The following is an 11,269-nucleotide window of genomic DNA, read 5'->3' as shown; positions in this document are numbered from 1 at the left end:
ATGTTGCTTTGGTTGCGGCGAATTAAAAAATAACATTAAACATGCAATTAAATACATATTATGATATACGTAATAACTAATTGTTGAGATTGTCGCTTAATTTACGGGCAACTGACCGCTTATTTTCATTAATTGCAATTCTGCAAGTTTAGCGTTTAAGGTTTCGACCAGCAATCGGTTTTGAGCGTTCAATAATGCCTGTTGAATTTCCCTAAGTTCAACTGAAGTGATATTACCCAAATCAAATTTTGCCAACGCAATGGTTACATTTTGTTGCGCTGCTTCAATATTACGTTGCTCCAATTCCATTAACGCCAATGAGGTGGAATACTGGTTGTATAAAGTATAAATCCATGTATTAATATCCAACTGCAATTGTTGTGTTTGAGTTGTTACTATTTGTTGTCCGATTTGTGCAATATCAATATTTCTGGAAGTAGTAAAACCGTTAAATAATGGAATATTTAATGACAATCCAACAGATGGCCCATAATTCAGATTAGACTCCACAAATCCGGATTCAGAAGTTGATTTAAGATAACCATATCCGCCGGTCAAGTTTAATTCAGGATACAACAAAGCCTTAAATTCTTTTACCTGTAGATTATAAATGGCTTCATCTTTTTTTGCTATTTGGAGTTCTGTATTATTTTCAATAGATTTAGTTATTACATCACTATAAATAATTCCAGTATTAACTGTAATTTTTTCAGTAGAATTAAATTCAGTTGCAGGATCTCTGCCAATGATATTATTTATTTTAGCTTTTGTATTTTTTAATTGTAAATTAGTTTGCATGAGTGACGCACTATCAGTATGCAAATCAACTTCAGCCTGCAACACATCCAGGTGTGAAGCTGCACCAAGTGTTTCTCGGTTTTTTGCAATACGATAACGTTCAAGTGAAACCTCAATGTTTTTCTTGTTAACCTCAGCTGCTTCCTGTAATTGAATCATCTGATACCATGCTGCGTTCAAATCATACATGGTATATTCTATTTCATTTTTTAATTGTAATTCACCTTTTGCTGCCAATTCATTTAATTTATCGCGTGTAGCAAACATGGCAAAACCATCAAAAAGTGTCCAGTTTAAATAAACACCCGCATCAAAAGCATTAGCCCCTGCGTTGGTAACTGACCTTACATCTCCACTAAAATATTTTTGCTCTGAATTGGTTAATTCGGTGTTATAAGCTGCAGTTGCCGAAATAGTTGGTAACATACCGGCATAACCGGCACTGTTTTGCAATGCAGTAATATCTGAATTTAATTGCTGAATTTGTATGCCATAATTATTACTTAAGGTTAATGCCCTTGCTTCCACTAAGGTTAGCGTTTGTGCAATTGCATTTGAAGTTAGAGCAACAACTATTATTAAGCTGATAAAATATTTAGCATTAATTTTCATTTGATTGTTGAATTTTTTTATTTCTTGCTGACATGAGCAAATAAAGTAAAGGGATAACATATAATGTTAATACAAGTGAAAATAGCAATCCGCCAATAATAGCGATACCCATTGATACACGGCTTTTTGATGAAGCACCGAGTGCAAGTGCAATTGGCAAAGCCCCTAAAACCGTTGCAAAACTTGTCATTAAAATTGGTCGGAAACGCTGAGTTGCAGCATCGAGAGCAGCTTCCATTTTTGTTAAGCCTGCTGCTTTACGTTGATTGGCGAACTCAACAATTAATATCCCGTTTTTAGTTACTATCCCCACCAAAACAATAATTCCGATTTGAGAAAATATGTTTAATGTCTGACCAAAAATACTCAGTGATAACACCGCACCGGCAAGTGCTAGCGGAACAGTAAACATTACAATTAAAGGGTCGCGATAACTTTCAAATTGTATGGCAAGAATTAAATAAATTAATATTAATGCCAGATAAAATGCGAACTGCAAACTATTGCTACTTTCCGCAAATTCTTTAGAAGTACCTGCTAATGCAGTAGAAAAATCGTCGTTCAACGTTTTTTCTGCAATATTATCCATTACTTTAATACCGTCACCAATTGTATAACCCGGAGCAGGGTTTGCAGAAATTGTTGCAGACACATATCTGTTGTAACGAAATAGTTGAGGAGGTGAACTATTGTCTGTTAATGTAATTAAGTTATCAAGTTGAATTAACTCGTTACGACTATTTTTTACATAAGCTTTACTCAAATCAAAAGGCTCATCACGATTATCACGTGTAGCCTGACCAATTACCTGATATTGTTTATTATTAAAAATAAAAAATCCGAAGCGTTGTCCGCTGAAATAGAGTTGTAATGTTTCTGCAATATCGCGCACGGTAACTCCGAGTGCACGTGCTCTGTCGCGGTCAATTTCAACGGTTAATTCGGGTTTATTAAACTTCAAATTAATATCTACCACCTGAAAAGCAGGATCCTGAGCAGCTTGCTCCATAAATTTTGGAATAACAGCTCGTAGTTGCTCGAAATCAGGAGCCTGGATAACATACTGCACAGGTAGGCCTGCACGTCTATCGCCACCAATAGTTTGTTCCTGACTGATAAATGTTCTTGCGAAATTATATTTTTTAACGATAGCGGCCATTTCATCCGCTATTTGTTGCTGCGATTTATCCCGATCTTCTGCTTCAACCAAATTGACACGAATAAACCCTGAATTTGCCGCGCTGGATGAACCAAAACTTGGTGCAGTAACTGCAATAATATTTGCCTTTTCAGGTAATGTATCAACTATTTCTACCAATTGCTGATTAAAGGCATCCATTTTTTCGAATGAAGTTCCTTCGGGTGCAGTAGAATTAATTACAAAACGCCCTTTATCTTCCATAGGCGCTAATTCTTCCGGTAATTTTCCTCCGAAATAATAAATAATTCCACCAGAAATTAGCATGATTAAAAATGCAATAGTAGGTGTGCGCAATAATATTTTTAACGAACGGTGATATCCCCCAACCAAACCCACGAAAAATGGTTCAGTTGCACGATACAGCCAATTATGTTTTTCGCGGTGTTTTAAAATCCGCGAACTCATCATTGGCGTTAAGGTTAATGAAACAACTGCTGAAATAATAACTGATCCGGCAACGGTAATTCCAAATTCGCGGAATAACCTGCCCGTTAATCCCTGAAGGAAAATTATCGGTAAAAATACTGCTGCGAGTGTTACAGTTGTTGAAATAATTGCAAAAATAATTTCTTTGGAGCCCTCATGTGCGGCTTCTTTCGGAGCCATGCCACGTTCAATTTTTGCATATATATTTTCCAATACCACAATGGCATCATCTACCACAATACCGGTTGCTAAAACAATTCCGAGCAGGGTTAAAATATTTATTGAAAAACCGGCAATGTACATGATAAAAAATGCACCTATTAATGAAATCGGGATAGCAATTACCGGAATTAAAGTTGTTCGCCAGTCGCGTAAAAATGCAAATATGATTAATACAACAAGAATGAAAGCAATAACCAGTGTTTCCTTAACTTCATCAATCGCTTTACGAATACTAAGTGTCGTATCTAATGCAATATTATATTGTAAATCGTCGGGTAATTCATCTTTAATATTTTCGACGCGCGCATAAAATTCATCAGCTATGTCAATATAATTAGACCCGGGTTGTGGTGTAATGGCAACTGCCACTTGAGGAATTCCACCATTACCGCGTAAAATTGTTCTTTCATTTTCAGGTAATAATTTTGCAGAACCAATATCTTTTAATTTAATAACTGCCCCATCTGTTTCTTTAATAATCAACTCATTAAAATCTTCTTCAGAAGTTAATCGTCCGAATGTGCGAATAGAAAGTTCTGTATTGTAACCTTCAATTCTTCCTGTAGGTAATTCAACATTTTCTTTATTTAAAGCATCTCTTACATCAAGGGGAGTTAAATTATAGCCTGCCAGTTTAACCGGATCCAGCAATAATTTCATCGAATATTTTTTTTCTCCCCAAACCCTTATTTCACTTACTCCCGGAATTGTTTGCAATCGTTCTTTAAATACATTATTTGCTATTTCTGATAATTCCAGTAATGAGCGCTGATTACTCTGAATGGTCATGGAAACAATCGGATTGGAATCGGCACTCGATTTTGCAACTACAGGCGGATCACAATCGGGCGGCAGGTTACGAACCGACTGACTTACACGGTCGCGTACATCATTAGCGGCAGCTTCAAGGTCAACATCTAATTCAAATTCAACGGTAATTGTACTTCTTCCATCAGCACTTGTAGAAGATAATGAACGGATGCCGGCAATACCATTAATATTTTCTTCGAGAACTTCGGTAATTTGCGATTCAACAACATCTGCGTTAGCACCAATATAATTTGTTGATACTGTAATAATAGGCGGGTCAACACTTGGGTATTCCCGCACACCTAAAAATGAGTATCCGATTATTCCGAATAATAAAATTAAAATCGAAATAACGGTAGCCATTACCGGGCGATTAATTGAAAGAGAGGAAATATTCATATCGCCTGAATTATTTATTTATTTTTTCAATAACAATTGGTTTAACGGGCATTCCATCACGAACAGTTAATAATCCGGTAACTACAATTGTATCTCCCGGAACAACACCATCAACAATTTGTGTAGTGGTTTCAGTTCTAATTCCGGTAGTAACAACAGTCATAGTTGCTTTACCATTTTTAACCAGCATTACTGATTGACCTTTAATTGTAGGCACAAGTGCTTCAGACGGAACAACAATGGCATCAGCAATAGTTGCTAAATCAATTTCCAGTTTAGCAAAAGCACCTGGCACAAGCATATTATCATTATTAGGACCGGTTGCTCTAACTTTTATTGTTCTTGTTGCAGGATCAATTTTAGGTTCTTTTGCATAAACAGTTGCCGAATACGTTTTTGTATTACCTTCAACCGTATAATTTACTATTGAGCCATTTTTAATATTACCTGCATATTTTTCAGGAATACTAAATTCTACTTTAATGGGATTGGTTTGTTGTAATGTTGCAATTAAATTAGCCGGTGTTACATACCCACCTTCACTGATATATCGCAATCCAATAACACCGGAAAACGGCGCAGTAATTTTTGTTTTTTCAATTTGCGTAACTAGTAATTCGCGTTCAGCTTTTAATTTTAAGAGATAGTTTAGAGCAACATCATAATCTTCTTTACTTAAACCGCCGATATCAGTTAATTTCTTTTTACGCGTTTCATCTTCATTTGCAAGTTGTATAGATAAATCGGTTCTTTTTAATTGTGCTTGTAGTTCTTTATCATCAATGCTAATTAACAATTTTCCTGCAGCAACAAATTCACCTTCTTTAAAATAAACGCCTGTAACTCTGCCCTGAATTTCACTTCGAATTTCTACTTCCTCATTTGCCAAAACAGTACCGGTGGCATCAATCACATTATTCAAACTCGCACTTCCTGCAACAAATGCCTGAACAGGTTGTGCAACCGGGGCTGCTGCAGGCAAGGTTTCTGTTTTGGATTCTGCTTTACCGCAGGCAGAAAGTAATATCGCCATGCTTGCAGTAAAACCAACAATTATTCGATTAACATTATTCATTTTATAGTGGTAGTAGTTTTGGTCAAATAAGTTTATCAATGGTATAAAGAGGAAAAAAGTTTATTAAAATTTTGTTAAAGTGTCAATTATTGAGTGAAATACCATAGGTTTTAATCAATAATTCTTCATCTTCCTTAAAATATGCCTTAGCTATCTGCTTCTCTTCATCAGTTAAAGGCTGAATAGTTATTGTTTTTTTATTGAGCGCATATACTTTATCTATCATACCCGATTGTATAACCAATTTTCTAAATGGTCTGAGCATAAACGATAATACTTTTCGTACCGGATTGTTACGATTTAATAATAATTGTTGCAGCCATTTACTTTTTGCACCGGTAGCAACGTTAAATTCTTTATCCTGTTTTTCAAACGGAACATAATTTATTCCCAGCTGAATACACACATTTTTATAAAATTGTTCAGGATTATTTTTTAAATCTGCTAATTTGAAAATTAAAATTTGATCTGACGGAAAATATTTATTCCAGTAACTGATATGTTTATAATATAAACTGCCGTAAAAATGACATAAGTTATTTTTTTCTACAATGTCCTCAGAATTTAATCTGCCAGGCTCGAGTTTAATCGTTTCTAAAAAAGAAATATCTGATTTTTCGTGCCCAAAATTTACTGAATAATTAAAATTGCTGTAAGCACGTGCAACCGGTTCGCGCAACATAATAATCAGCTTCATATTTGCATTATAAGCTTTTACTCTTGCAGGCGCATCTGTGTCCATAAGCAAATAAGTATCTGCAGTGGCAATAATTTTTTTATTACGATCAGTAAATAAACTGTGAAAATAATTTTCACCACGGTTGTATAAATCCGGTATAGAAAAATAATGTAATTCTTTTGTGATAGAAAAATTTACCGCCGGATGTTTTTCAAGATAGGCATACAAAGATGTAGTTCCACTTCTTCCTGCACCAATTATCAATGTGTTTACCAAACTCATTTGCCAAACATTTTTTTAAATTGAAAATAATGATATTCATTTTTTACCAACGTTTCCAAATTATAAGTTTGGTGTTCGGCAGGAATTCTTTCTATATGATTGTTAATTTTATTTTTTTGCAACCCGGCAGTTCCAAAACTTTTATGAATATTTAATTCACTATACATAGCAGGGAATAATTCTTTTACAACACCATCAGCAGTAAAAGGAAAAGCAAAGTAATTTTTGGGGAGATTAAATTTTTCGTTTATAAACCGCATGCTGTCTCGCGTTTGAACAAATTGCAATTGCGGGTCAATGGCACTGTACAAGGGATGATCAACCGAATGGGCACCTACGGTATGTCCATCTTTTATCAAATCAAAAATTTGATTGGTGGACAGATATGGATGTGCATTTTTGAGATAATCTTCAAAGTTATAATTGCAGGACTTCGCTATTGAATCAATTAAATTCGTGTCTTTATATTTAAGCTGTAATAAATATTTTACCGGGTCAGCAACTTTAATTTTATTTAATGATAATACAGCAGAAATTTGTGTTGCCAGCGCAGTATGTTCTATCTCAGCTAACAGCAATGCTACTTTATACCGATAAAATAAAGCAGTATTATCAATAAATCCGGAGTTTAAAAAAAATAAAGCGGGAATAGATAATGATTTTAAAATAGGATGAACCACATGAGCCATTTGACTCAGGCCGTCATCGAAACTTAATACAAAATAATTTTTTTCCGGATTGTAGTTTCCGTTTTGATAATCATCGATTGCAAGTGGTAAATAATTTTCCAGTAAAAAATTTAAATCTGCAATAAATTGTTTTGTCGTTTTTACTTTATAGAGGTAATTAATATGTTGGACGGGCTCATCACTTACAACATGGTAAAATGGGAATATAATACGCATTCCGGTTTTATCAGCAAGTGTAGCGATAGCCGACTTACGATTTCGCTTGTTATAAATAGTAAAATAACTTTGTTTCAAACCCATTTGCCCTACAAAAAAATTACATGTAAAGCTAAATGAATTCGGTCAAACCATTGCACCCAGAATGTTGTATAGTTTAACAACTACATCACTAATCAAAATTCAGGGTAAGTTGTCCGGGCCGTTTAAACGATTTAATATTATATTCAAATGGTGTTCGGTTTGGCATATATTTATCGCGCATGAGATAAAATAACTGATGAATACTATTTGCCAGTTCACCATCACCACGCATGCGCAGCGACCATCGGCTGTCGTTCAGTTGCCCTTGATGTGTAGAACGGATGTTATTCAAAACTTTTTCTGCCTTCATCGGATACGTTTTCCAAATCCAGTCGGTAAAAATTTTATCCAAAGCACCATTCAAACGCACCATGGTATAATTGGCAGTTTGTGCGCCATGGTCGGCAGCAGCATTAATAATATCAGGAATTTCCGAATCGGTGAGTCCGGGAATAATTGGCCCAATCATAACACCAACCGGTATTCCTTTTGCAGCAAGTTTTTCAATAGTTTTTAAGCGGCCACCGCAACTGGTAGTGCGTGGTTCCAGCTGACGACGTAATGATTCCTGTAATGTGGTTACCGTAATATTTACAAATATGAGATTGTCTTTCGCTAGGTCTTGCAAAATATCCAGATCGCGGAGGATAAGTTGATTTTTAGTGATAATTCCGGCAGGGTTTTTAAATCTGTTACATACCTCTAATAAGCTGCGGGTGATACCCATTTTGCGTTCAACGGGCTGATAACAATCGGTATTACCTGAAAAAGTTACCGGTCCGGGCACCCATTTTTGCTCCATGAACACTTTTTCGAGTAATTCGGCTGCATTATGTTTAATAATAATTTTAGTTTCGAAATCGAGGCCGGCACTAAATCCCCAATAATTATGAGAATTTCGGGCATAACAATAGATACATCCATGTTCGCAACCCTGATAAGGATTTACGGAGTACATCATAGCCGCATCGGGCATTTCGAGCTTATTTAGAATTTTTTTCGGATGTTCGCTGTAAAATTGGGTTTGACGGGGTGATAATAATTCTTCATCAAGCCCTTCAATGTGCTCTGCTGTTACGTTTGAGGCATGAAAAGGGTTAAACGGATTTATCTGAGCACCGCGACCTTTAAAAAAATTTTCATCAAATTTTGGAAATTCCATAATTGTCATTATTTTTGACAAATAAAGTCATATTTCCTGACAAAAACAAAATTAAATTTTACGTTATGGCATTAATAGGCTCAAATCTCAGACATCTCCGCAACGAGCGAAAGCTCAGTCAGCAGGAACTTGCAGACCTTATCCGCGTAGGACGCACAACGATTGCGAACATTGAAGCCAACCTCGCAAATCCGGGTCATAAGACTTTGTTGGAAATAGTCAAAGTATTTGACATAACGATTGACGAGTTGTTGCATACTGACCTGACAAAAAAAATAAAGCAGGTAAGTACTAAGGATGTAGAAAAAGGAAGCGGCACAATTATTTACAGACCGATTGTAATTACAGTAGATGAGCAGGGGCAGGAAAATATTGTGATGGTGGATACCAAAGCAGCGGCCGGTTATCCAACGCGATACTTGGAGCCTGAGTATTACAAGGAGTTACCGGCGTTTAAGTTACCCGGTTCCGACTATAGGAATGGCACTTTCAGATGTTTTCAGATTGAGGGAGACAGTATGCAGGATACAATACAGCATGGCGATTATGTAATTGGTCGTTTTTGCGATAATCATTTTAAAGATGTTCGCGATGGATATATACACGTAGTTGTTACTGCCGACAATGTTTTGGTAAAAAGGCTGATAAACAAGGCCGAAACGGAGCATAAGTTATATCTCATCAGCGACAACGATGCTTATCCTGAAATAGTTGTAGATATTGATGATGTTAAGGAAATCTGGTTTGTGAAAAGTAAATTATCGTCCTATATGCCTGTAAAGAAAAACGATTTGGATAAACTTATCGGTGATCTTACCACACAGGTGCATTTGCTGAAAAGCAGATTGGACAATATCGAGCGGAATTAGCACTTCTGCCCCGTCTTTACACATTATTATGTGCAGGTTTGATGCTCTTGGAATAAATATTTGGTCGTTTTTATACTTGTCATCACCCGAATAAAGGCGGGGCGGGTCAATTCCCTTCTCCCAACCTCTAAACCCAAGCCCATGTTTTTGTTTCCGCTATTATATATTATATACCGTATGTATTTGAAAAAACGGCAGCTTTAGGGCTGTATCGTAAAATCAAATCTTGCCACATATTTTTTGCAATTTTGTGGCATGTTTAAAACGTTTTCTGCTCCAGTTAAAATAGGATCAACCATTACAGTAGGTGAAGCAACACCATTATTAATAGCCGGCCCTTGTGTTATTGAAAGCCTAGAGCTTTGTCGCGAAGTAGCACAAAAAATGAAGCTGGTGGCAGGAAAATTGGGTTATAACTACATATTTAAAGCATCGTTTGATAAGGCCAATCGCACAGCAGGCGGGTCTTTCAGAGGAGAAGGTATAGACAGTGGTTTGCAAATTTTAAAACAAATAAAGGAAGAAATCGGGGTGCCGGTTTTAACAGATATTCACTTGCCGGAACATGCTGCACAGGCGGCGGGTGTAGTTGATGTTTTACAAATTCCGGCCTTTTTGTGTCGCCAAACCGACTTGTTATTAGCAGCAGGGAACACACAAGTAGCTGTGAATGTGAAAAAAGGCCAGTTTATGGCGCCTGAAGACATGGCCTATGCGGTAGAAAAAGTTGCTTCAACAGGTAATAATAATGTATTACTTACTGAAAGAGGAGCCTCTTTTGGGTATCATAATTTAGTAGTAGACATGCGTTCGTTACCAATTATGCGCCAATTTGCACCGGTAATTTTTGATGTAACCCACAGTGTTCAAATGCCCGGAGGAGCCGGTGGCAAAAGTGGTGGCAAAAGGGAATTTGCTCCATATCTCGCCAAAGCTGCCGCAGCAGTAGGCGTAGACGGCTTTTTTATCGAAACACATCCTAACCCTGAAGTTGCGCTCAGCGACGGGCCGAATATGGTTCCACTTGCAGAAATGGAGGCGCTTTTAGCCGGTTTACTCAGGATTCGGCAGGCAATTTGAGGGTGTAGTATTTTGTAACCAGATTTGGGGATTTGCAAATTTTATTCAAATGAGTAAATTTGTTACTCATTCAAGTTTGTGTTAGAATCCTTAATAACATCAAGAACACGTATTAAACTGTTGTTGAAATTTTTTTCAAACAGTAAATCGTCTGCCCATCTTCGTGGTTTGGCGAAGGAGATGCATGAATCTACCAATGCAGTTCGTTTGGAACTCAACAAACTTTCCAAAGCCGGATTTTTAGTTTCTTTTGATGAAGGCAATACCATTCAATATCGGGCAAATGAAAAACATCCGCTTTTTCCAGAATTAAAAAGTTTAGTTAGAAAATATCTTGGATTAGATAAAGTAGTAGAAAATATCGTAAATCAGATTGGCGATATCAGTTATGCATTTATAACCGGCGATTATGCGGAAGGGAAAGATACCGGTGTAATTGAACTGGTAATTGTTGGTGAGGTAGATAATGAAAAACTAAGTTATTGGGTTAAAAAAACCGAAGCGCTTATTAACCGAAAAGTATCAGCCCTGGTTTTGAGTCTGGAATCATATCCGGGCTGGAAGGCTAAAGGCTATCTTGATAATTCAATTGTGTTGTGGAATAACAACGCAGCTGAATAAATATTATTAATTAAAACCTGTCTGCTCAACACGCTTATGTGACT

Annotated in this window: 9 protein-coding genes; 3 read left to right on the top strand and 6 right to left on the bottom strand. The window is 36.4% G+C overall.

The window, feature by feature from the left end; translation table 11 throughout:
• Nucleotides 1-96 precede the first annotated feature (96 nt).
• The 6 genes from IPI65_03820 to IPI65_03795 all read right to left on the bottom strand — a co-directional run bounded on the left by IPI65_03820 (nucleotide 97) and on the right by IPI65_03795 (nucleotide 8,655).
• Entirely contained in the window at nucleotides 97-1,410 is a 1,314-nt protein-coding gene (locus IPI65_03820; GenBank protein MBK7440673.1) for a TolC family protein, read from the bottom strand.
• Nucleotides 1,400-4,468 carry an efflux RND transporter permease subunit gene (locus IPI65_03815; GenBank protein MBK7440672.1) on the bottom strand — a complete coding sequence of 1,023 codons (3,069 nt, stop codon included), beginning with the start codon at nucleotides 4,466-4,468 and terminating at the stop codon, nucleotides 1,400-1,402. The genes IPI65_03820 and IPI65_03815 overlap by 11 nt, the downstream gene beginning before the upstream one ends.
• A 10-nt stretch (nucleotides 4,469-4,478) precedes the next feature.
• Complete coding sequence (locus tag IPI65_03810; GenBank protein ID MBK7440671.1) at nucleotides 4,479-5,543, bottom strand: efflux RND transporter periplasmic adaptor subunit; 1,065 nt, start codon at nucleotides 5,541-5,543, stop codon at nucleotides 4,479-4,481.
• Nucleotides 5,544-5,625: 82 nt separating this feature from the next.
• Nucleotides 5,626-6,504: a sulfotransferase domain-containing protein gene (locus IPI65_03805; protein MBK7440670.1), complete on the bottom strand. Its 879-nt coding sequence runs from the start codon at nucleotides 6,502-6,504 to the stop codon at nucleotides 5,626-5,628.
• Nucleotides 6,501-7,493 (bottom strand): polysaccharide deacetylase family protein, encoded by a 993-nt coding sequence (locus IPI65_03800; GenBank protein MBK7440669.1) that lies wholly within the window; start codon nucleotides 7,491-7,493, stop codon nucleotides 6,501-6,503. Before IPI65_03800 ends, IPI65_03805 begins: the two co-directional genes overlap by 4 nt.
• 88 nt (nucleotides 7,494-7,581) lie before the next feature.
• Nucleotides 7,582-8,655: a PA0069 family radical SAM protein gene (locus tag IPI65_03795; GenBank protein MBK7440668.1), complete on the bottom strand. Its 1,074-nt coding sequence runs from the start codon at nucleotides 8,653-8,655 to the stop codon at nucleotides 7,582-7,584.
• A gap of 65 nt (nucleotides 8,656-8,720) precedes the next feature.
• On the opposite strand from IPI65_03795, the gene IPI65_03790 reads away from it, so the two are divergent.
• The 3 genes from IPI65_03790 to IPI65_03780 all read left to right on the top strand — a co-directional run bounded on the left by IPI65_03790 (nucleotide 8,721) and on the right by IPI65_03780 (nucleotide 11,225).
• Nucleotides 8,721-9,524, top strand: a complete 804-nt coding sequence (locus IPI65_03790; GenBank protein ID MBK7440667.1) for a LexA family transcriptional regulator — start codon at nucleotides 8,721-8,723, stop codon at nucleotides 9,522-9,524.
• 255 nt (nucleotides 9,525-9,779) lie between these two features.
• On the top strand, nucleotides 9,780-10,604 hold the full coding sequence (kdsA, locus tag IPI65_03785) for a 3-deoxy-8-phosphooctulonate synthase (GenBank protein MBK7440666.1): 825 nt from the start codon (nucleotides 9,780-9,782) through the stop codon (nucleotides 10,602-10,604).
• Nucleotides 10,605-10,661: 57 nt separating this feature from the next.
• Nucleotides 10,662-11,225: an ArsR family transcriptional regulator gene (locus IPI65_03780; GenBank protein ID MBK7440665.1), complete on the top strand. Its 564-nt coding sequence runs from the start codon at nucleotides 10,662-10,664 to the stop codon at nucleotides 11,223-11,225.
• The last annotated feature ends 44 nt before the right edge of the window (nucleotides 11,226-11,269 follow it).

It is taken from the genome of Bacteroidota bacterium, assembly GCA_016706255.1.
Taxonomy (GTDB): Bacteria; Bacteroidota; Bacteroidia; order Chitinophagales; family BACL12; genus UBA7236.
This window is presented reverse-complemented; position numbering and strand designations above follow the sequence as displayed.

Excerpts from the sequence above, each read along its gene's own strand:
- IPI65_03820 (MBK7440673.1), bottom strand. The coding sequence starts at position 1,410 with ATGAAAATTAATGCTAAATATTTTATCAGCTTAATAATAGTTGTTGCT.
- IPI65_03815 (MBK7440672.1), bottom strand. The coding sequence starts at position 4,468 with ATGAATATTTCCTCTCTTTCAATTAATCGCCCGGTAATGGCTACCGTT.
- IPI65_03810 (MBK7440671.1), bottom strand. The coding sequence starts at position 5,543 with ATGAATAATGTTAATCGAATAATTGTTGGTTTTACTGCAAGCATGGCG.
- IPI65_03805 (MBK7440670.1), bottom strand. The coding sequence starts at position 6,504 with ATGAGTTTGGTAAACACATTGATAATTGGTGCAGGAAGAAGTGGAACT.
- IPI65_03800 (MBK7440669.1), bottom strand. The coding sequence starts at position 7,493 with ATGGGTTTGAAACAAAGTTATTTTACTATTTATAACAAGCGAAATCGT.
- IPI65_03795 (MBK7440668.1), bottom strand. The coding sequence starts at position 8,655 with ATGGAATTTCCAAAATTTGATGAAAATTTTTTTAAAGGTCGCGGTGCT.
- IPI65_03790 (MBK7440667.1), top strand. The coding sequence starts at position 8,721 with ATGGCATTAATAGGCTCAAATCTCAGACATCTCCGCAACGAGCGAAAG.
- kdsA (MBK7440666.1), top strand. The coding sequence starts at position 9,780 with ATGTTTAAAACGTTTTCTGCTCCAGTTAAAATAGGATCAACCATTACA.